Below are 20,386 nucleotides of genomic sequence, written 5' to 3' on the forward strand. Positions count from 1 at the left end.
CCTGAATAAGTGACCTAGCACCTCATTAATCAAAAGCCGCTTGGCTAAGTATGTCTTTATACTTAGCCAAGTAGGCATCTACATCTACCTCTGAACACACCGATTGAGCAGGATAATCGGCCCACTCATCAATAGGAAAACGCTTTGATACGGTTTTTTGCATAGTATGACCTATAGCAGGACCTTCTGTGATAACACGAATTGGGCCATCTACGGTTTTAAAAAATTGCGGTGCTATCACCTGCATAATTGCTGATGAGTCGTGCACATATATGCCATCGACTTGATCTGTCTGCTGATGAAAGTTCGCATAAAAGCGGGTAATGTCATAAATGAATGGCCCATATTTAGGCGAGCACTCGGCAAGGTTTGCCAAGTAATCGTTACTCATTATCACCTTTTTGGTTACATCTAGCCCCACTACGGTTACCGGCCACTCAGCGGTAAGCACTTCGTCGGCAGCATGAGGGTCACCAATAATATTTGCCTCGGCAAAGGGGGTAACGTTACCTGTATTACCATGGTAACCAAACGCGCCGCCCATGATCACCACTCGCTTCACTAACTTAACAATTTCAGGGCACTTTCGAAGTGCCAGCGCTAAGTTAGTCATGCGGCCAACAGCCACTAGTGTAATTTCACCTGGGCTGGCTTTCACCTTCTCAATAATATAATCGTGAGCGGCAAGCGATACTTCACTTGGTAAGTTGGATTCATCTATTTCAACGTTACCCAAGCCATTATCACCATGGACAAAATCAGCGGGTTCATCTACCGGTATCACCAGAGGTTCTTTAGCACCACGAGCTACGTCAGCACTAAGATTAAAGCGTTTTTTAAGGTATAAAGCATTACGTGTGGCGGTGTCGATATTCGCATTTCCGAAGCCAGTAGTAATGGCCACTAAATCAATATCCGCACTTGCCTGTGCAAACAAAATCGCCATGGCATCGTCAATACCGGGGTCGGTATCAAAAATAATCTTTTCCATTTTTAAATCCTTACGCGTGGGCTCGCAGCTCACGTTGTTCCAATAATAAACAAAAGCCGAACACAAGTGCCACTAAGGTATAGCCTACCCAAGTCATAATAATCGCGCTTTGTACGCCAAATAACTGCACCACCCAACCGGACAACATAGGGGCTATAGTGCTACCCACGTTGCCACTGAATAATAAAAAAGTGACTAGCACGGCGGGTGCTGACGCAAGCTGCTGTGAACCGACAGATATCGCAATTTTATATATACAGGTAGTGATAAATCCAAATAGATAACTGGTAAATAGAAACCATTTTGCAGAGGGAGCCAGCATAAACGAGAAGGTGATTATGCTAGCTAGCACGGTAACCGACATCAATAAAAAACGCTGCGGAATTTTATTTACAAAGATAGCTGCGGTAACTAAACCAAATATCGACATCCCCCAATAATTCCCGACGGCCTGCGCCGACACTTTTTCGCTTACTCCGAATGCATGTTGTAAGTAATTAGGTGACCACGTAAGAAAAGTAGTTTGCGCAACTAAATAAGCACAAACGCCCACGGCGATTAAACACACCCTAGGGGTTAATACGCTTTTAAATTGTAAGAATGCAGAGGCAGCATTGGTATCGTCTGCCTCTGTGGCAGGAAAGCGAACAAAAAATAACATTGCCCACAGAGTAAGTGCCAGCGCACCTACCGCCCCATAGCTATAAACCCAATCAAACTGAGCGGCGATAATCACAGCCGCTAAGGAAGGAAAGAGATACCCTGCTGCACTGAATGCGCAGTCGGTGGCTAAAAATGCCGACGCTCTTTTTGCTTCATGATAAATTTTGGATAGAATGACCGCCCCACCAGCGAGGCCGCAACCACAGCCTACTCCAAGCCCCCAAAGCAATACGGCAAGGGGCCAATACGAAGTAGGCGCTACTACAACCAATACCAGCATGATCAACAAAAATAGCGTGTAGTTTGCAATAAGCACTTGTTTCAGCGAATGGCGAGCATACAAAAATAGTGATGCAAATGTACCGCACAACGCACCGCCAGTAAGCCATGAGAACACACCAACGGTTGCTGCCGGTCTGGCATTTAACGAAGACGATACTGCGTTCAAAATAATGCCAATTTGGGTAAGTAAACCCGACATTATCATGTAGCTAATGAACGCTATTGCGGTAAGGAAAACTCGATTCAATTCTGTCACCTAGGTGCTAGTAATACTCTTTTATACCTAGTTAAAACCGAAACAACAATGCCACCCACAAAAATATTGACCATTTAGTCAAAAAATCACTTTATAACGCTAGCAGCTGCCCTTGTTTCGCTAGTATAAAGTTAAAGCCTAATGCATTAGCACCTTCCAATTCTTGCGCAATTACAGCGCGCGGATCAGCCCCACTTTTTAAACTGTATTTTATGTGGCTGATAATAATCTTCATGTTGGTAAGCTGCGATTTGTCTTCTACTAAGGCGTGAAACTTGGTGAGTTCTTGCATCAACCATTTAGGTGTAAGGTGGCCGAATAACAGGTTATCAGGCCGTGTATTATCGAACGACACTTCAATGGAAATACCGCGAAGGGTTTTATGCTGCATTTGCTGTGCGAGATAACGCCATACTGCATCTAGCTTTCCTTGCTTTTCTACTTCATCAGGCCCGGTATCACCAAAATACACAAACATATCGTTATTGTGCTCAATCACAAATGCGGTGGACTCTAATGGATGGCTTAAGCTTAACGGCGTTACCGTAAGTGTGGTATCTTTAATTTCTACCGTTTCTTGAGGCGCTAGGTCGATAACGTCGTACTTATTTAACATTGGGGCTATGCCACGGTTGGTGAAATTAGCCCATGCCTGCCAATTAAAGTAAGTATCGCTCATGGTTTGGTTTACAGACGAAAGCGCATAAATAGGCTTGCTACTGTCATCAGGAGAGGCAATCAATAATCCGGCAACGTGGTCAAGGTGTCCATGACTAAGCAAGTAAGCTTTAACGTGATGATGCAGAATATTACCGTTTGGGTTTAACGCAGGGTCTGGTGTGGTAGCTAAGCTATCAAACGCATTGTTTTGAAGCGCCACGTTAATGCCATTCACTAACGACCCCGCGTCTAATCCAATAAAGTTTTCATCGTCTACGCTACGTAGTAAAAACGAACTTAAATTACCGTCTTCAATGCCGCCCGTATCGCCTAAGGTAATAAGTTCGAACGCCGGCGACATACTGCTATTCGTTTGTGTTTGAGTGCCTTGTTGAGCTGGGCTGTGATGAACCTGGTTTTGATTAAACTGACAGCCGCTCATTATCAAAATAAGCAGTAACGTACTTATGTATTTCACGTAATTTTCCAAATAAATTGTTTACCGTTAGCGAGTGAGCGGTTTTAACATCGAATTATAATGGGTTATCGCACCCTTCTCACTACAAGGTTGAAAAGAAAGCTTGGCTTTCACTTATTATGCGCGCCGTTTCAACCGGGTCCGGCTCGGTAGTCCAGTCGTTCAGTTTGAAGGTTCCGCCTAAAATCATATAGTCGTTTCTAGAGAACATGTACAAAACGTCTGAACCGCCACCAACCGTTAAATAGTCGACGGCGGGGTCTGGCGGTAACAATACCAGCTGCCCTTTTGCTGGCATAATACCTTCATCGTTAAATAATGTTCTTGAGCCCAACCCGGTGCAATTAAATACAATGGGCTCGGCAAGCGAATGTATGTCGTCTTCATCTTTGAAGTCACGAATTATAAACTCACCACCCGATAATCTAATATCGGTCACTAAGCGTCTTAAAAAGGTAGTGGTTTCCACCAACATAGTGGCAGATGATGTGCAGTAATCGGTTGGAAATGGGTGCTGATCTGGCCCATACACGTGTGTATAAGGGTAGTATTGGCGAAAAGCTCCTTCACTATCTGGCTTTGTATTTCCGGCGGTATATAACTCTTTCCATTGAATACCGTAATCCTTCCCCACCATTTTCGCAAAAGTGCTGTGTGCGATTTTTGCTGCTTGCTGTAATTGGGTTTTAAACGTACTGCTAGATACCAAGGGGTCGTGCACACTGTATGGCCCCCATTCTCCGCCTGCCACTTGCGACGTGGTAAAGCGCGGCATCGCTTTGGTGTACAAGGTCACTTTCCAGCCCGCTTCTTGCAACAAACGAGCTGTGGTTAACCCCATTACCCCGCTACCGATAATAGCCGCTTCTTTAGTTTCAAAATTAGCAACTTCATTCACTGCCAGTGCTGAAGAGCCCCAAGATAGTGAAATACCACCACCTCCATGCCCATAATTGTGCACCAAGGTTTTATTCCCGAATACTTCACTTCGCACCACAAAGCCTTCGGGCCTATAAGGGCGATGCCCCACAATTTCAGTCACGATATTATTGGCAGAAATTTTCGGCGCCACCATGGGCTTGCGGGAAAATGGGCGCTGAAACCTTTTGTTCGTTGTGGTTTTAGTGGGTGATGCAGTGCACGCGGCAAGTGATGCTGCTAATGAACCCGCACCAATACCTTGTATAAACGCTCGGCGTTTTAGTGGTTTGTTCACCATGCCCATTCCTCAATTTGTTTTGTTCTGTTTTGTTGTTTCTCAGGCTTCAATGCAAGACACTGGATCTATAGTGCAAAGTAAAATGGAAGAAAGCAAAACACTTGCCAAGGGCATTGATTTACAATGAAAAATGAAATAGAGAAAAGAGGAAAAGAGGAAAAGAGGAAAAGTGAAATAGGAAACAATGAAATGAAAAACGATAAAGCCGTATCGCTAAATACACGGGTTATCTTGAAGCGATAACCCGTGAACAAGCGTAAGTAGAGGATTAGTGATTAAGAACCAGTTGCTCTTCTTCAAGGTGCGTATTAAGAAACTCAATGAGTGCATTGTAATATACCGCCGCATCATTAGGATCTGAAAAGCCGTGGCCCACGTTGTCCATCACCATCCACTTGTGTTTTATACCATGGTCTTTCAATGCAAAATGCAAACGATAAGAATGCTCGATATCGACATTATTATCGTCTGTGCCATGGGCAATAAAGACAGGCTTTGTGATACCTTTAAATTGATATAAAGGAGAGTATTTAAATAGCTCATCTTGCTGAGTTTTAGGGTCGCCCATTATCTCTGTCAGTGCTCGCATCATGTCATCCCGTTGGGCATCGCTTCGTTGGAACCGTAAAGCAAGATCGGTAACCCCAGCAAAAGACGCTGCACACTTATAGAGCTGAGGAGAGCGAATAACACTGTACAATGCTGAATAGCCGCCATAACTGCCTCCCACAATACACACTTGGTTCGCATTTACCTCGTAGTTATCTTTAGTGAAGGCGAGCGCTTGCTCAATATCATCTTCAATAAGCCGCCCCCACTGCTGAAGCCCCTGTTGTTTAAATGCCTTTCCATAACCTGCAGAGCCTCTGTAGTTAACTTGCAGTGTGGCAAAGCCTGCATCAACCAATACTTGTATATTGCCCGAATAATGACGCGAGTCACTCACGCCTATAGGGCCGCCATGAGGAATAACCACCAAGGGAGGATTTTTGGTACTTGGCAGGGTTAGGAACGCTTCTAACGTTACCCCATCTTCCGCTTCTAAGCGCAGTAGCTTTGTTTTACTAAGCGACTTATTGGAAAGCCAAGGATACAAATCAATAAGGTGACTGAAACTGTCAGTAGTTCGATTGTAATAGTAAGTTTGGCCTGGGTTCGCGCTATCATCCGCCACGAAAATAATATTGTTCCCCGACTTATCCATATCTACTGCATAAACCCCTTCGATTTCCGTTGATTTACTGAGCCTAGTGGTTAGCGCGTTGTAGTCGTCAGAAAAATAGACCTGCTTCGCCATGCCTTTTTCAATAAAAGACACACCGATGATATCTTTCGTTTCAGGATGCCTAATGGCCGCCGTTAAATCGTAAAATGGGTGCTCAAAAACAACCTCAGCAAATTGTTGAGATTCTATATCGAAGGTACGTAAATTGATTTTGTCGCTATTGTGATTGGTGAGCAAAAGTAGCTTTTCCGCATTACCACCAACAACTTTTAGAACATCACCTTTTTTACTCTTCCACACAGATTTGTAACGATATTTCCTGGGCTTGCTTCCTGTTCTTGCAAACAGCTCAGTGACTTCATCAACAGTTCGTGTACCAGCCAATCGCCAACCTTTACTGTCAAATACCCAATTGTGAAGTTTCGGCCCCGTTTTATTAAGTCGTAGTTTTTTACGAAAATTTGACTCAGAAATCTTTTCAGTAAGGTCTAACTTAAACAAATCGATGTAATAATCGTAATCATCAGAATATTCATATAAAGCAAAAATAGCCTTGTTTGACTGATTCGGCAAAGTATCTACCCAATAGCCATCCTGCGATACATAAGAAAGTCTAAAAGCTGGATTAGGCTGCTGGCTTCTGTCTGCGAACTCAACAAGAACATAGCGGTGAAAGCGGCCATTAGAATGTTGCTTAAGCGAAAGAAAACTATCTGAGAGCCACTTGAGCTCATAAATTTTATTATAGTGAGTTTCCCAACTCATTATCTTGTTTTTATGTTGAACTTGAAGCTGCTGACGCTCGAACGTTATGGGGTCGTCCATAGTGCCCCGTTTCAAGTCATAAACGATAAGGTCGTAAGTAGCTTCTTTAGGCTCAATAAATGCTACCGCTGTGCCTGAAGGGTTTATAGAAAATAACTTGTACTTAGATGCTTTGAAAAAGTCGCTTATATTTTCACCACTGGCTTCTCTATCTGCAGCCAGAACGGGTTCGCAAAGTAATACTAAGCTTGAAAGCATTACCAAAAATATCAATTTAAGATGTGACATATTTTACTCCCCCTCTTTTAATGCGTGGGTGAGATAGAAATCGATATAATGATCGTTCGGATAAATACTGTTTACTACATCGAATTTGCCAATGTAACCAGGGTGATCTTGCTCTAGAATTTTGAGAATAATCGATGCTCTGTTTAGCTGTCTAACCTGAAGTCGGCTGCCCCGCTTTTCAATCATCAGTAGGCCAGTGTAGTTCAACACTCCCGGCTTTACGGAAAAGGTTAAATTATCGTCAGATAAATCGTAATAAACCTTTAGTAAATTACCATTTTTTCTGGATCCCGTACGCTCGTATACCTCGGTCCACGAATAGGTACCTGCTGGCATTTTTATAACTTCGATATGTTGGGAGTAGTTTAATGGACCAAACGTAAGCTTGTTACCGAAACCATTGCCTTTCAAAACAATACTTTCTGAGTAGCCTTTAGAATACAGTGCAATGGCAACGTACCCTTCATCAGGCCCAAGGGGTTCTATTTCTGAAAATGCCTCAGCAGAAAATAAGGCAAATATTGCTAGTAAAACAGCTTTCACGCAGTTCATTCCTTTGATTTTTTCTAGTTATTTTTGCGATACACTTTACTTAACCGATGAACGATTATCAACGACGTTTTGTTAAAATTTTGAGTATGAACCCTGAACTCGACCAGGCATTATACTTTCGTCTACCTATATTAATGACAGTACGGAAAATGGCGCAATTAATGTGTTAGCGCTATACTAAAGATAACTAATTGCTGTTCCCCCCTCCGCTAACTTTCGTGGGCTGCTATATGGAAATAGTCAATCGAAGCAGTATCGAGAACGAAATACCCGATTTACTTTCTGACACATCAGTATGGAGCCTAGTGCCTCATAAGGTTTCTGAAACCACTGCAGAGATTTGGGCGGGCACTTTATTCCCTTATTTAAGAAAACCAGCGCTTAGCCGTATAATTGTTTATATCAATAATACAGAAGTAAGCCGAATAGATATTACCCTAGACCAATGGCAGCGACCTTTTAGGCGTGTGAGTAAGCGATTCTATACGCTGTTGACGTTGAATAACTTACAGCCAAATCAAGAATATAAAGCGGTTCTTTTTCAACAATTAGAAGACGATGCACTAAATTACGCTGGCGATTGGCTTCTATTAAAAACAGCTTATTTCAGTACCTTCCCTTTAGCACTTCCCACCAGCGAGAGTAACGCATTTACGGTTTCGTTAAGCAGCTGCTTCTATGAACACAAAGACTATGGTCAAACTGCCCACGCCTTCAAGATGCTTTACGCCAATGATAAAAACGTGTTTAAGCCAGACATAAAGTTCATGGTAGGCGACCAAGTTTACTTAGATATTGGCGCAGACTCTCTTTCCCCGCTAACCAACGAAGTTAGACTTCGAATTGCTGATGACTACGCCAAGCACTGGCAGGCATTAGGGAGCATGCTTTCGCGAGGTGGGGCGTGGATGCTGCCCGACGATCACGAGTATTGGAACGATTATCCTTTTTACGATGGCATTGTACCTACCCTGTACATGTTAAAAATTCCTAAAATTCGCGCTGCGTGGAAAGGTGCATCTGAAGATGGTGTAAAGCACATTCAGCAAACCAAAGCGCTGGTTGACACTTTCACCATTGGCAATGATTTGTCTTTTTGCATTGCCGATTTGCGCTCTTCGCGGTCAAAAAACCAGTTTATCAACAAAGCAGGATTTGCTGAGCTCATCAAATGGATAACCACGCTTACCACGCCTGGCGTATTGGTTATCCCGCAGGTTTTAGTTACCCAAGAGAATAAACTAGAGCGGAATTTACTCAGCTTTAAAAAACAATATACCGCGCTTTTAAATGCCCTTGCTACTGCCAGCCATGACATTGTTGTGCTGTCGGGGGACGTGCACTTTGGCCGTATATGCTCGGTAGATATTGGTACACAGGGCGTAAAACTTATTGAAGTAGTTGCTTCGCCAACATCGAACCTCACAGGCGTTAACTCCGTTGCCTCATCTGAGCCAAGCTATTGCCCAGAAAAGTTTCCCGACCCAAAAGCCAAGTTAGACATAAATTGGCCTGAACGTGATGTTGAGTATTATGATAAACCATACAAACTATCCACCACGAAGGGCAGATGGTTTTCTTCATATTGGCGAGAAAGAACGAATGAACACATGATGACAATAGGCTTTAACAAGATAGACGGTATAGTGAAAATGACCGTTCAAGCGTGGTTAATTAGGAAAACGGATGCCAACGGAAACCCTAGAGCCCAATTTAAAGACCCTTTTACTATTTCATTGAACTGAAGTAAGCCGAGACTACCATTGGCTATTGCTTACTTAAATAGTGTAACTTTTTACAACGCCCTTAATTGAAACGATAAGGCACAAATATTGAGATACTTTGCATTTTTACTTTTATTTATAACGCTTTCAGTAAACAGCTATGCTTTTGATCCCAAGCAAGCACGGCAATCGCACAAGGTTATAGTGGAGTGCAAAGACATCGCGTGGTCAGACGTTCAAACCCTTGTAGAACCCTACTTATCTGACGATCTTAATGCTGCCCTTGTTATGCAGGGGCAAAGTGCCAATTACAAAGTGTCGTTAGCTGCCGAACAAGTTATTAGTGAACCGGTTCCTGATATAATTAAAACCCTACTGGAATCTATCATAGCAGCTGATTGTTAGGGTTATCGCCATAGGATTTATGAGCATATGCTTTATATTAAGTTCGGTATCAGCTCTTCTTCAAGGGTTGAAGACTTTACTTCCTTGTTTTTTTATATGCAGGAAGTGCGAGCTCCACATTACGAATTTGATGTCCAGACGCCAGATTATGATTGGGACAATATGACTGAAGAGGAAATATCCATAGCCGCACAGCGCACCGTACAAGACCCTACCGAATTAAGATTAAATCAACAGTTACCCAGTTACGTACAAGACGCAATTCATGAATTTGCTAAGCGTTCTGAGGTTTATGGGTACGGTTTAGAGAATATGTTCAGCTACATCGAGAATGATTTTGAAGTAGAAATTGACTCATTGTCATACCTTAGCGATGTCGAGGGAGAGGTAGCATTTTCTACTGGAAATTACCCGTTCGGTGGTATTGAGCGCTTCGCGGTAATACTTAAAGCTTTCAACTTGATCCCTTTCGAATGCTTTGACGGCTTTAATGTTGGAACAATTGAATGGAACGGCGATTACATGTTCGAAATTATTGCCAATCCAATTAAAACAAAGTCTTACCTGTCCTCATTAGGTAAAGAACAAATCCACATACCTTGATAAAGCAGATTGGTGTTTATCTTACTCATCTCTTCGTGTAGTTTTATTATTAATTGGTGTAATTTTCTAAACGCTTTTCGTCTGATTGAAATTAGTAGTGGATGTAACGTTACGCTTAAACTGCGTTTCCATTGTCCCTTGCCCCCACACAAGTCGATAGTCTCCATTTTACGAGGCAAAATGAATATGGGTGAACAAGGGAAAAATAGCATAGTTTTTAACAAGGCTGAATCTCAGCGCTAGTTTTGGCATATTCAAACGTAGCAACTAAATATCAATCACACCTAAAACACCCACTTTTATCGCTAGGTTTTAAACGGGCTATTTCTTGTCAGAGCGCTCGGCTCTTTTCTTTTTTTTCCGCTCGTTTTTATCGGTTACAATCTTAATCGCTTCTTCTTGCGTTAAGTTAGGGTGTTTAGCCACTATTTCTTTAACTCTGTCATCAAATTTTGTCATTTATAAATCTCATATTTTGTATGTTCAATATTACAGCGGTTCTAGCTTTCAACGTGAATAGATGTGTAGCGGTTCAACTTCTTGCCGAGTTTGCAAATTAAGGCAAGATAAGGAAAAAGCGCACCCTTTATACTCAGATGCCTTCGCACAAATAAACTAGAACAACACCTTATGCGTGATAACACTATTTTACATCAAACACGGAGATAAAGATGTCGAAATCGAGTTAAAATTTGAGAGGAGTTTTGTAGAGGCTTTGTGGGATTAATTTGTGGAGACTAATTTTTTGGACAGCCACCGCCAGTATTTAATGAACAGGAAAGCCTTTAGGAGAAAACGCTAAGGAAGTAAGAGGATCAGAGTACTTTGAAACCGTAAGTTAACTCTGCCCCATTTTTGCTGCCTCTTTTTAGCGATAGCTATGCAGGTTTAACGTGTAGAACACCTACTTCCACTTTCACCACTTCAGCCGTTGCACCTTTTTTCAGAATAGACGAAGACTTAACAGACCATACCACGCCAGAAAAGCGCGCTTTACCCGGCTCGCCAGGCGCTACATCACTTTCTAATTCGAATTGGGTACCAATCCAGTCTGACTTCACTTCTTTCGGCGCTCGATCTCGTTGTAGCAACTTCATTGGCCGCCACAGCACAAAGGTAAGTACCGAATCGATAATAGCTATAGCAATAAATGCGTCTAACAATTCCTCATCTAAAATCCCGATATACATAAGGCCCGACGCGAGCATCATGGAGATGCCCAACGTCAAAAGTAATATGGTGGTGAACCCCATCATTACTTCGAGAATAAGCAATGCTAAGCCTATGCCGATTAAAAAATGAGGTAAGTTGGTAAACATATTATCCATTGCTATGCCTTTTTGCCTATTGCGTTCGCAATAGTCATTGCTTGCGCTACAACGTTGCCTATTTCTGTTCCGCTGTCAGGCAACAATACAATTGAAGACTCTTTGGCAATTTTCTCTTTTGCTTGAATCGCGCCTTTCGCCAGTTCAAGCTGCACCGCTTTTTGGCCCTCTATCGTGGCTGCCGCTTTACCTACAGTATCAATAGCTTCTGCATCCGCTTGTGCAACGCGAATAATAGCTTGAGCCTCACCATCGGCTTTTAATATTTGTTCTTCTCTGTCAGCTTCTGCGGCAAGCACTATAGCTTGTTTGTCACCTTCTGCACGGTTAATGGCCGCTTGACGATCACCTTCAGATTCTAAAATTTGTGCGCGCTTCAATCGCTCAGCTTTCATTTGCTGTTCCATAGCATCTAGCACTGAATTCGGCGGGTTAATATCTTTTAGCTCGTAACGTAACACCTGAACGCCCCACGGAGCAGCGGCTTCGTTAAGCGCAGACACAATATTCGTGTTTAATAAGTCTCGCTCTTCAAAGGTTTTATCTAACTCCATTTTTCCGAGCTCAGAGCGCATGGTGGTTTGTGCCAACTGCGTTACCGCAAATGTATAGTCTTCTACACCGTAAGTGGCTTTGTAAGGGTCAACGACTTTAAAATACAACACGCCATCAACGCTTAACGTAATGTTGTCTTTAGTAATTGCAGACTGTTCAGGTACGTCACCCGCCTGCTCTTTTAACGAGCGATTTGCCGCAACAGCATCAATAAAGGGAACGATAAAATTTAGACCGGCTTCCAAGGTGGTGTTGTACTTACCAAAACGTTCGATAATGTACGCGCGGTTTTGAGGTACAAATTTTATTGACGATTTAAGGCCAATAACAATAAGCACAAGTAAGATGACTTGGTACGAAAAAACGTATCCTAATAAGGTTTCTAATTCCATTTACCTACTCCTAAACGATTACTACAACAGCTTTTAATTAGCTTTTATATCACAAAATGAAATCACAAAAAGCAGTTTAATTGTCAGTAAATATTACGGTTGAGTCGAGTGATTTTATATCCGATTTATGAAAAGCTATATGGACACCCACTGTAATCGATGAGTAAAAGGTAGGTTTGCCTAGTACCTTATTGCTTCGAAATACTAAGGCTATGTTCAAATCTGATACAGGTTGGTGTGAGTGATTCGCTCCCGCTTATAATGTGGGTGTCTCATTTCACTCATCTACATTATCTTGTATGTCTACTTCCATTTTAATAGCTAAACACGGGCTATAATTTAAAATAAAAGCTCTATTTTCTATTACTTTTTAACACCTTAGCCTCTGCTTAAAAAATAACCATTGCAATACATAGAAGTACTATGTAATTTATACATAACACTCCTATGCAAAGAGTCGCTATGGCTTCCACAATTGCAAAAGACTTAGTCGCTGCTTCAGCAACGCCGTTAATCCTCTCTATTTTGAAGAATGGAGACAGTTACGGTTACGAAATTATTCAGCAGGTAAAAGAGCATTCGAACGGTTTGCTTGAATGGGCAGATGGAATGCTATACCCCATTTTGCATCGCATGGAGAAAAACGACTTCATTGAATCCTATTGGGGTAAGGCCGACACGGGTAGAAAGCGAAAGTATTACACCTTGCAGGATGAAGGCCGCAAAGAACTACTTAAGATGCAAGATCAGTGGCATCAGCTATACACTTTACTTATGTCTTTCAAAGGAGAATAACGTATGTTTGATCTCGATAACGCTGTTGAAAATTGGTGTAATAAGGTTGTCTCTCACAACATCTGGGATGCAGATAAAATTGATGAATTGAAAGATCACCTATATTGCATTATCGAACAAGATGTCAATTCGGGCACCGATGAAAAACTCGCTTTTGAAAAAGCGACCAGTGATTTAGGCTATCCCGAAGCAGAAATTAAGGCATCTTCTGGCCGAGCCAAAATTATCCAAAGAATATGTCGAGTATTAAATAAAATTGAAGGCAATCCCTCTTCAGATTCACCTTTGGTCATAGGTCACGCAATAATATGGGCTAGCGTAATGCTTGCAATGGCGTTAGTGGTTGATGATAAAGACACTAATGGAGCTGTGCTAATGGTTCTGATGCTAGGCTGGTTTGCCAGCTTTACCATTCTTGACGGTACGAAAACTTCAGCAAAAAAAGAGTGGGCTTGTTTAAAACGTTTCGTTGAACGGAAATTGTCTTAATTCTCCGACTTGGTGGGTGTTAGCGTGATGTTAGTATTGTTGGAAAAGTAGAGCAAAGGCTTAACCCCACTATAAGCGATATCATTAATAAAAATAAAACCGTCACGTTTTTGCAGAAATTAGTAAAGGGCCTCTTTAAGTGAAGAAAGAAAGTTTTGAAGCGTTAAAAGTTGTTATGGAAAGCTACGCTCCCCTATCAAATGAAACCTGGGATAACTTCTCCAATCTTTGCAAAGTAAGAACATTAAAAAAGGGGGCTCTTCTCTATGAAGCGGGAAAACATCCAAAAAGTTTTGCTTTTGTGGTGAAAGGGCTGGTCAGAGGGTATGTTATTAGTGAGCAAGGGCATGAATACAATAAAAACTTCTTTGTCGAAGGGCAGTTTCCCGGTTCAATGACAGCCCTACTTACCTCGCAACCTTCTCGTTTGGCATTTGAGACTGTTGAAGACAGTCTGTTGTTGGAAATCGATTTTGCAGGCTTTCGCCAATTACTTTTTTCCAATAACGAGTTGATGAAATATCAAATCATTTATCTGGAAAAAAATTGGTTACTGCACAAAGATGCTCGAGAAATAGAATTAGTTCAGGATAATGCCACGCTACGATACCAGCAATTTACCTCTGAGTTTCCCAACTTGGCGGACAGGCTGCCACTATACCAAATTGCTTCACACCTCGGCGTAACGCCAACACAACTAAGCCGGATACGCAAAAGTCTCAATAATGAAAAATAACTTTCAAAATCAACCTATGTAAAGGAAGTACATTTCATACCCCGATAATCTTAGTTGAAGTACAACAAAGACAAAATACGGGATATGACATGAATGTAATAAACGCATTAAACTGGCGCTATTCAGTTAAAAGTTTTTCCGAACAAAAGCTACAGCAATGGCAGTTACGCGAACTCCTTGAAGCAACTCGATTGAGCCCTTCTTCTTACGGACTTCAACCCTATAAGGTCATCGTTATCGAATCAAAAAGCGTGAGGCAACGTTTATTGTCTTTTGCTTATGGCCAAGAGCAAGTAATTAAAAGCTCTCATTTACTGGTATTCGCTGCCAGAACTGATATTGGTTCCCACTTAGTCAGTGACTATATTCAGCAGGCTTCGAAAAACAATGATACGTCTTCTGAATCTCTAACAAGTTTTGCTGCAATGGCTGAAAAAGCGCTAGAAAATATGAACACAAAAGAAGGTATGCACTGGGCACAGCAGCAGGCTTTTATAGCACTAGGAAATATGTTGACCAGCGCAGCTATGATGAAAATTGATACTTGCCCCATCGGGGGGTTCGACGCTCAAGAATTTGACACCATACTCAATCTTTCAGATTACAACCTCGCTTCCACGGTTATTTGCCCGATTGGTATTCGTGATCCAAAAGATAAATACAGCCAACGCCGCAAAGTTCGTTTTGATCATCAACATCTAGTGATGGAGATATAATATGTGGGCCTTCCCTGCATTAGCAGTACTCGCCGGTGCCGCTATCACTTTTCAGGCCAGTATGAACGCTCGTTTAGGAGTTCTTCTTAAAAACCCAGTGCTAGCGACAGCTATTGCGTTTTTATTTGCCTGCTTTTTTACCGTATTGTTTATGCTGATAAATCAAAGGCAACTTCCGGTATATGCGGATATTAAGTCTATTCCAACTTACTTATGGTTTGGCGGTATTCTGAGTGCGTTTGGTGTTGGCAGCTATTATTACCTGATCCCGAAAATGGGTGTGGGCAGCATGATGTCATTTGCACTGAGCGGACAGTTAATTCTTGCAATTGTCGCTGGGCATTTTGGCTGGTTTGAGCAACCAATCAAACCTATTACTTCTAAAGTTATCATTGGTATTTTAGCCATGGTACTCGGCATCAACCTTATAAACGGGGGATCGAAACATGTCTATTGATCAACAGAACATTCATAACCTGACCGCATTATGGGACAAATACAGTTCAGAGCGTGTTATTAATGAAGGGAACAGTACAATACTGGCAACTCGAAGATGGCCTTATCGCAGCTGGTTGGAAGGAGAAGAAAACCTAGCGCTACAGATATCTGCTACTCCTAAAAGCCACCGAATTACCTCTTGGCCTTACCCATTGCCTAACGCAAATAATGTGGCGTCTATTTCTCGCTTGGACGAAAACTGGCATTTAGAGTTTGAACAGACAGCCATGTATTTAAAATTGAATGAAACTACATTGCCTACTGAACAACAAAACAACCTAGATTTGCGCATAGTCAAAGATGTCGAATCCCTAACTCAATGGTTGCAGATAAGCAGTGAAGCGTTTGGCTACGAGATGGACCATGAAGTATTTAAGCCCTTGTTGACTGACTGTGACATAGAAATTTATATAGGCTACCTTAACCAGAAACCCGCCGTAAGTGCCTTACTCTATAAGACAGGCAACGTCACTGGACTACATCAGATGGGTGTCAAAAAAGCTTTTCAAGGCCAAAACGCAGCAAAAAGCGCCATGTATTTGTTACTTGCTCGTGCGCAGCAACAACGGTCTGAATTTATGGTATTACAGGCATCTAAAATGGGCCTTCCTCTTTACCTTAAGCTTGGCTTTCAAGCGCAGTTCAAACTATTAAACTTTCATTTTGTTGAAGAGAATAGTGATGCGTGATGAATTACAGCGCTGTGACCGAGGCTTACAGAACAAAATTGAAATGATATCAAGAAGCTCGGATGGTTTTAGATACGTTGAAAATTACAGAATGAGAGTGATGACCCATTGTGCACATCGGTTGCCGAATAGGATGCTGTTATCAATCGAGTGAGGTGGATGCTGATCCCTCATTGATGGGGTAGAGCTGTAAAGGCTATAAGCGTCATGAAGAAAGGAGAAGTTGGTCGGTGTGAGAGGATTTGAACCTCCGACCCCTGACACCCCATTTGTTGTAGCGGACATTGAGCGAACTCTATAAATTAACGTTAAATCAATAACTTAAACGCAGAAACAAACTAAAATAACAACTCAAAATTCGTAAAACCTCAAAAAACACCAAACATCGCAAAAACAGCAACTTACAATACTAAAAACACTGTATTTTGTGACACTTATTTCTTGCAATTATGGACAAAAAAAAACCGCCGTTTCGGCGGTTTTTAGTATTAAAGCGTAATCGTGGATGGAGGAACTCGTTTAAATTTTTCATGGCCTTCCTTGTAGTGCTGAGTCATCCCTAAGTCTGAGTGCGCTGCCCGATTCATCGTAATTTCTTCGTCCCTAGCCTGCTTGTCGTGAAGATAAATCGCAAGAGAACGAATTTCGTGAAAGCCTGGCCGTTCCCTTCTATTTTCAATACCAACATACAACTGCAATGAATCTCGTAACTTCGAAAACTCTTTGCTCAAATAGCTAGGCTTCAGTTGCCATGGGTGGTTAAAATCACCCGAGTAATTAACTTTGTGGTAACGCTTTTTACGGTGAACAATGTATAAACAGCTTGGCTCCCTACCCTTAACAAAAGCCTCACCTAAATCTTGCACCGAAGCCTTAATCGTAGTCATCATTTCGTCAGTAATCGGAATCTCAACTCTTGAAGCATTAGTATGTTGGTTCTTCTCCCGAGAAATCCACATCATGCCATGGACTAAAAATTCTTGAGGAGTATCTTCGCTTGGCTCTAAATAGGTTTCTGTTTTAGTGCAATACAACTTAGGACTAGAAAAATAGTGACAGTCTGAATATTTCAGGTTCACAATCTCGTTAACTGCATGACACGTTTGGAGTGAGAGCATTATTGCTGTTTTTAGAAAAGGTTCAGCCTTGTCAGCCATCATCATGAGTGCATACTTTGAGATACGAATTGGCGTTCTTGATTTGGCTTTTTTAGACTTTTTCTTAATTTTTTTGTCATTAGCGCAATTTCGTTGCATGTAGCTCATATCAGTAAACTCAGCAAACACGGTTCTTAGAAAATGAATTTTTCTGTTGCGGACGTTAAAAGAGGCATCAGCATGATACTCATCTAAATACTTATTAATATCTTCTAGCTTAATCTCTTTCGTGTAGTAATCTGCGAAGAAAGCGACAAAGCGAGCACTATCTCTTTCAAACGTTTCCAATGTACTTTTAGATTTGCCCTCATTCTCTTCGTCAAGGTTTTGCTTTATCTTGGGCCACACTTTATAAACGCGTACGTTGTAATTATCTACGCGATGCTTCAAAGACACAGTGCTATTTCGATTTTCTTTATTAAAGTCAATAACAGACTGCTTAATATCAGAAAGTTTAAATCCGACCGGAAAGTAAGCATCTTTGCCCCTCGAGTTACGATAAAAGTAACGCGTTTGCCCCCTCAATGGCCGCGAGTAAAGTCCCAATGGCAAATCAGTGTTTTCAATTTTTCGTTTACGTCCCATTTGTACTGAATCCAATTAGTTTGCCCCCTTCAGGATGTTGAAGCACTCTTCTCTGGGGGTTTGATACGTCATTGATTCACGAATATCATCAACGTGGACTCGCCAGATACCGCCCATTTTTGCACCTTTCAGCTCACCGCTTTTAATCCAGTTGATCACGGTTTGAGACGAAACAGGATCGTCAGACAAGTATTCATTGATGTACTTAGCAACGCGAATTTTTCTCATTTAGAACATTACCTCGTTTGTTGAACTGAGCTTATGTTACTAAAAAAAGTAGATTTTCCTATGCCGTTTTCGAGATTTCTGTGAACGAAAAGGCACTAGTGTTACACATAGTGTTGACTTTCCTTAGAAAATAAATTTGAAAAAAAGTAGTAACTCCAAAAAACTATGATGTGGCGAAATTTGCTTTTAAACCTGAATAAAACATCATCATTTTTATTGTAATATAATGAAAAATATGGCATTTTCAATTTCATTGACTGCATAGTCAGCAACAATGTAATTGTTTCCTCCCCAAATTACGCTTAGTTTGAAACACTGCGCCCTTTGTTGTTTTTTTTATTCACAAACGAAAAAACAAAATCTCCTCAAACATTATGTGAATCGACCAGACTTTATTCGACAGATTCTCGTTTAAAAGCAATACGCCTTTGGGACGAAAATATAACCTAGCGCTTTATCGCCATATACGATGCCGTCAGCCTTAATTGAATAGAGGCCCGCGATGTAAAGGCATACGATAGCATCTAAGGCATCTTCGTTGGATTTAAGCGAAATACCCTTCAAGGTCTCAATATAAGTAGCTGATAGAAGTCCCTTCAAGTTTTTGGGTAGGGTTAAAGGCAATACCTTCGAGTGCTCTAGACTTAAAATCAATCTCGCCAATTCAATTTGACCAGCCTTCCTTTCAGCTACACTTCCTTTTTTATAAGCCAACCTTTCAGGTAGATTGAAACACTCGATTATTGCTGGGTGAGGATAACACTCTATTTGCCATTTAGAGGGTGCCAAGTGGTTAAAACCGTGAGTCTGTAATACTGAGGAAAGTTCAACACTTAATGCTTCTGGGTAAAGCCGTTTATTTGATGTATGGCAGGAAGCCTTGCGACCACCGTATTCGCGGCTAAGTGCTTTTTCGCATAGCCGCTGCCCTGTATCATTTTTGATAATGAGCGGAGCATCTATAGCAATGCCTTGAAGGCTCTCTTTTTTTGTTAACTGTTCGATGATTCGAGCCAACCCATAAACTGCGGGTTCAAGCGACTCAAGAATAAGTCGATTATGCTTAATGCTGCCAAAAGCTATTGCTGATGGGTTACGCTCACCTTGCCAAGCTAAGTCTATCCCAGCTAACTTCATCAGACTTCTCCTTTAAAAATTGGAAAGTTACATAACTTTAGGAGGTTGGTGAAGAAATTTTCCCGTTTAGATAAGGAAAACAATATCCGTTGCATGTTGAAATACTTGGACAAAGAACATGCTTTATTCACTTATTTTACTCTCTATTTGACCTAGGTTTTGTCACAAAGCGACAGGCTAATAGACATGAGATTTAAAGGTTAAAACGGCATTTTGAAGCCAAATGAGACTTCGGTGCTGATTTGTGTTGAGATGTTGTTTTTAGGGGGCTGTAGCGCTTTAGACATCATTTTCATCACTCTACATTACTCTTTATTACTTTACTTTTGGCCCCTATTTGACCCCCAGTTGAAAAACTAATCCTGATGATACTCCCATCTCAAGAAATTCATAACAATCGCGTATATGTTAAAGATGAAAGTCTTAAGCAACAACAATAAATGTACAAAACTCCCGCCAATCAAAACGTACGTAATTTTTATTAGGGCAATGCCCAAGCACTCGCTATACGGAAGTAAGCCTCCGATATTACTAATTAACCCGTTAGCTTGCCCAAAGAGCAAAATAACCAGATAAAATAAAGTGAACGTTATATAGGCTATGAAAACTTTCATGAATGCAAAAAAATTGTACTTTAAGGTAGGTAGACCAGTTTCCTTATTTGTATGTTCCATCATTGCTAATAGCATCTTAGGTTTCGACAACGTTGCAAAAATAGTAAATCCAGCAATCAAAAAACCTAGCGTGGTGATTCCAAAATTAAAGCCTAATTCTGCCCACTTACGAACGTCCGTTAAAATACTTTCCGATTTATTTTCTAGAATAAAAGCATTGGCAGCCAAAGTCGCCATCACAATTAGTAAGATGATTACTTGTGATTTTTTTGGATGTATTCTCCTACTGAGCTTGTAGACATCCCATAATGACTTTTCACTTGTTAAATCAGATTCATCAAACGAGTATTTCATGT

The 20,386-nt window shown here is 41.3% G+C and carries 22 protein-coding genes; 9 read left to right on the forward strand and 13 right to left on the reverse strand.

Annotation, left to right across the window (positions count from 1 at the left end):
* Window positions 1-25: 25 nt before the first annotated feature.
* From J8L84_RS14970 to J8L84_RS14995, 6 genes are all read right to left on the reverse strand, one after another.
* Window positions 26-991, reverse strand: a complete 966-nt coding sequence (locus J8L84_RS14970) for a nucleoside hydrolase (protein WP_211071375.1) — start codon at window positions 989-991, stop codon at window positions 26-28.
* A gap of 10 nt (window positions 992-1,001) precedes the next feature.
* Complete coding sequence (gene tsgA, locus J8L84_RS14975) at window positions 1,002-2,183, reverse strand: MFS transporter TsgA (protein WP_211071376.1); 1,182 nt, start codon at window positions 2,181-2,183, stop codon at window positions 1,002-1,004.
* A gap of 100 nt (window positions 2,184-2,283) precedes the next feature.
* Window positions 2,284-3,330, reverse strand: a complete 1,047-nt coding sequence (locus J8L84_RS14980) for a 3',5'-cyclic-nucleotide phosphodiesterase (RefSeq protein WP_348771838.1) — start codon at window positions 3,328-3,330, stop codon at window positions 2,284-2,286.
* An 82-nt stretch (window positions 3,331-3,412) separates the two neighbouring features.
* Window positions 3,413-4,549: an FAD-dependent oxidoreductase gene (locus tag J8L84_RS14985; RefSeq protein ID WP_211071377.1), complete on the reverse strand. Its 1,137-nt coding sequence runs from the start codon at window positions 4,547-4,549 to the stop codon at window positions 3,413-3,415.
* A gap of 268 nt (window positions 4,550-4,817) precedes the next feature.
* Window positions 4,818-6,827, reverse strand: coding sequence for a prolyl oligopeptidase family serine peptidase (locus J8L84_RS14990; RefSeq protein ID WP_211071378.1), 2,010 nt, complete (start codon window positions 6,825-6,827; stop codon window positions 4,818-4,820).
* Between the two features lie 3 nt (window positions 6,828-6,830).
* Window positions 6,831-7,370 carry a hypothetical protein gene (locus tag J8L84_RS14995; RefSeq protein ID WP_211071379.1) on the reverse strand — a complete coding sequence of 180 codons (540 nt, stop codon included), beginning with the start codon at window positions 7,368-7,370 and terminating at the stop codon, window positions 6,831-6,833.
* A 239-nt stretch (window positions 7,371-7,609) separates the two neighbouring features.
* Between J8L84_RS14995 and J8L84_RS15000 the strand changes: the two genes are divergently transcribed.
* From J8L84_RS15000 to J8L84_RS15010, 3 genes are all read left to right on the forward strand, one after another.
* Window positions 7,610-9,124: a hypothetical protein gene (locus tag J8L84_RS15000; RefSeq protein ID WP_247670807.1), complete on the forward strand. Its 1,515-nt coding sequence runs from the start codon at window positions 7,610-7,612 to the stop codon at window positions 9,122-9,124.
* Window positions 9,125-9,211: 87 nt separating this feature from the next.
* The gene (locus J8L84_RS15005; protein WP_211071380.1) at window positions 9,212-9,508 is read left to right on the forward strand and encodes a hypothetical protein; all 297 of its coding nucleotides are present in this window, start codon (window positions 9,212-9,214) and stop codon (window positions 9,506-9,508) included.
* A gap of 27 nt (window positions 9,509-9,535) precedes the next feature.
* Complete coding sequence (locus tag J8L84_RS15010; protein ID WP_211071381.1) at window positions 9,536-10,111, forward strand: hypothetical protein; 576 nt, start codon at window positions 9,536-9,538, stop codon at window positions 10,109-10,111.
* Between the two features lie 321 nt (window positions 10,112-10,432).
* Here J8L84_RS15010 and J8L84_RS15015 read toward each other — a convergent pair whose 3' ends face one another.
* From J8L84_RS15015 to J8L84_RS15025, 3 genes are all read right to left on the reverse strand, one after another.
* On the reverse strand, window positions 10,433-10,570 hold the full coding sequence (locus J8L84_RS15015; RefSeq protein ID WP_167347523.1) for a hypothetical protein: 138 nt from the start codon (window positions 10,568-10,570) through the stop codon (window positions 10,433-10,435).
* Between the two features lie 419 nt (window positions 10,571-10,989).
* Complete coding sequence (locus J8L84_RS15020; protein ID WP_057791055.1) at window positions 10,990-11,439, reverse strand: NfeD family protein; 450 nt, start codon at window positions 11,437-11,439, stop codon at window positions 10,990-10,992.
* Between the two features lie 2 nt (window positions 11,440-11,441).
* Window positions 11,442-12,386: a slipin family protein gene (locus J8L84_RS15025; RefSeq protein ID WP_211071382.1), complete on the reverse strand. Its 945-nt coding sequence runs from the start codon at window positions 12,384-12,386 to the stop codon at window positions 11,442-11,444.
* 462 nt (window positions 12,387-12,848) lie between these two features.
* Between J8L84_RS15025 and J8L84_RS15030 the strand changes: the two genes are divergently transcribed.
* The 6 genes from J8L84_RS15030 (at window position 12,849) to J8L84_RS15055 (ending at window position 16,309) form a co-directional block, all read left to right on the forward strand.
* A complete protein-coding gene (locus J8L84_RS15030; protein ID WP_211071383.1) occupies window positions 12,849-13,181 on the forward strand; it encodes a PadR family transcriptional regulator in 333 nt (110 codons plus the stop codon).
* 3 nt (window positions 13,182-13,184) lie between these two features.
* Window positions 13,185-13,670 carry a hypothetical protein gene (locus J8L84_RS15035; RefSeq protein WP_211071384.1) on the forward strand — a complete coding sequence of 162 codons (486 nt, stop codon included), beginning with the start codon at window positions 13,185-13,187 and terminating at the stop codon, window positions 13,668-13,670.
* Between the two features lie 139 nt (window positions 13,671-13,809).
* Window positions 13,810-14,406 (forward strand): Crp/Fnr family transcriptional regulator, encoded by a 597-nt coding sequence (locus tag J8L84_RS15040; RefSeq protein ID WP_348771839.1) that lies wholly within the window; start codon window positions 13,810-13,812, stop codon window positions 14,404-14,406.
* Window positions 14,407-14,495: 89 nt separating this feature from the next.
* Window positions 14,496-15,122, forward strand: a complete 627-nt coding sequence (locus tag J8L84_RS15045) for an NAD(P)H-dependent oxidoreductase (protein WP_211071385.1) — start codon at window positions 14,496-14,498, stop codon at window positions 15,120-15,122.
* 1 nt (window position 15,123) lies between these two features.
* Window positions 15,124-15,579 (forward strand): DMT family transporter, encoded by a 456-nt coding sequence (locus tag J8L84_RS15050; RefSeq protein ID WP_211071386.1) that lies wholly within the window; start codon window positions 15,124-15,126, stop codon window positions 15,577-15,579.
* Entirely contained in the window at window positions 15,569-16,309 is a 741-nt protein-coding gene (locus J8L84_RS15055; RefSeq protein ID WP_211071387.1) for a GNAT family N-acetyltransferase, read from the forward strand. The genes J8L84_RS15050 and J8L84_RS15055 overlap by 11 nt, the downstream gene beginning before the upstream one ends.
* Before the next feature lie 488 nt (window positions 16,310-16,797).
* On the opposite strand, the gene J8L84_RS15060 is transcribed toward J8L84_RS15055, so the two are convergent.
* From J8L84_RS15060 to J8L84_RS15075, 4 genes are all read right to left on the reverse strand, one after another.
* Window positions 16,798-18,066, reverse strand: coding sequence for an integrase (locus tag J8L84_RS15060; protein ID WP_211071388.1), 1,269 nt, complete (start codon window positions 18,064-18,066; stop codon window positions 16,798-16,800).
* The gene (locus J8L84_RS15065; RefSeq protein WP_129739125.1) at window positions 18,067-18,279 is read right to left on the reverse strand and encodes a helix-turn-helix domain-containing protein; all 213 of its coding nucleotides are present in this window, start codon (window positions 18,277-18,279) and stop codon (window positions 18,067-18,069) included.
* 411 nt (window positions 18,280-18,690) lie between these two features.
* Window positions 18,691-19,416, reverse strand: a complete 726-nt coding sequence (locus J8L84_RS15070) for a DUF429 domain-containing protein (protein ID WP_211071389.1) — start codon at window positions 19,414-19,416, stop codon at window positions 18,691-18,693.
* A gap of 356 nt (window positions 19,417-19,772) precedes the next feature.
* On the reverse strand, window positions 19,773-20,384 hold the full coding sequence (locus J8L84_RS15075) for a hypothetical protein (RefSeq protein WP_211071390.1): 612 nt from the start codon (window positions 20,382-20,384) through the stop codon (window positions 19,773-19,775).
* Window positions 20,385-20,386: the final 2 nt, after the last annotated feature.

Origin of the sequence: Alteromonas sp. MMG017 (assembly GCF_018100795.1) — a bacterium.
In the GTDB taxonomy this organism is placed as follows: domain Bacteria; phylum Pseudomonadota; class Gammaproteobacteria; order Enterobacterales; family Alteromonadaceae; genus Alteromonas.

Coding starts and splice junctions, on each gene's coding strand:
- J8L84_RS14970 (WP_211071375.1), bottom strand. CDS start 991: ATGGAAAAGATTATTTTTGATACCGACCCCGGTATTGACGATGCCATG.
- J8L84_RS14985 (WP_211071377.1), bottom strand. CDS start 4,549: ATGGTGAACAAACCACTAAAACGCCGAGCGTTTATACAAGGTATTGGT.
- J8L84_RS14990 (WP_211071378.1), bottom strand. CDS start 6,827: ATGTCACATCTTAAATTGATATTTTTGGTAATGCTTTCAAGCTTAGTA.
- J8L84_RS15000 (WP_247670807.1), top strand. CDS start 7,610: ATGGAAATAGTCAATCGAAGCAGTATCGAGAACGAAATACCCGATTTA.
- J8L84_RS15010 (WP_211071381.1), top strand. CDS start 9,536: ATGCTTTATATTAAGTTCGGTATCAGCTCTTCTTCAAGGGTTGAAGAC.
- J8L84_RS15015 (WP_167347523.1), bottom strand. CDS start 10,570: ATGACAAAATTTGATGACAGAGTTAAAGAAATAGTGGCTAAACACCCT.
- J8L84_RS15020 (WP_057791055.1), bottom strand. CDS start 11,439: ATGGATAATATGTTTACCAACTTACCTCATTTTTTAATCGGCATAGGC.
- J8L84_RS15025 (WP_211071382.1), bottom strand. CDS start 12,386: ATGGAATTAGAAACCTTATTAGGATACGTTTTTTCGTACCAAGTCATC.
- J8L84_RS15030 (WP_211071383.1), top strand. CDS start 12,849: ATGGCTTCCACAATTGCAAAAGACTTAGTCGCTGCTTCAGCAACGCCG.
- J8L84_RS15035 (WP_211071384.1), top strand. CDS start 13,185: ATGTTTGATCTCGATAACGCTGTTGAAAATTGGTGTAATAAGGTTGTC.
- J8L84_RS15045 (WP_211071385.1), top strand. CDS start 14,496: ATGAATGTAATAAACGCATTAAACTGGCGCTATTCAGTTAAAAGTTTT.
- J8L84_RS15050 (WP_211071386.1), top strand. CDS start 15,124: ATGTGGGCCTTCCCTGCATTAGCAGTACTCGCCGGTGCCGCTATCACT.
- J8L84_RS15055 (WP_211071387.1), top strand. CDS start 15,569: ATGTCTATTGATCAACAGAACATTCATAACCTGACCGCATTATGGGAC.
- J8L84_RS15065 (WP_129739125.1), bottom strand. CDS start 18,279: ATGAGAAAAATTCGCGTTGCTAAGTACATCAATGAATACTTGTCTGAC.
- J8L84_RS15070 (WP_211071389.1), bottom strand. CDS start 19,416: ATGAAGTTAGCTGGGATAGACTTAGCTTGGCAAGGTGAGCGTAACCCA.
- J8L84_RS15075 (WP_211071390.1), bottom strand. CDS start 20,384: ATGAAATACTCGTTTGATGAATCTGATTTAACAAGTGAAAAGTCATTA.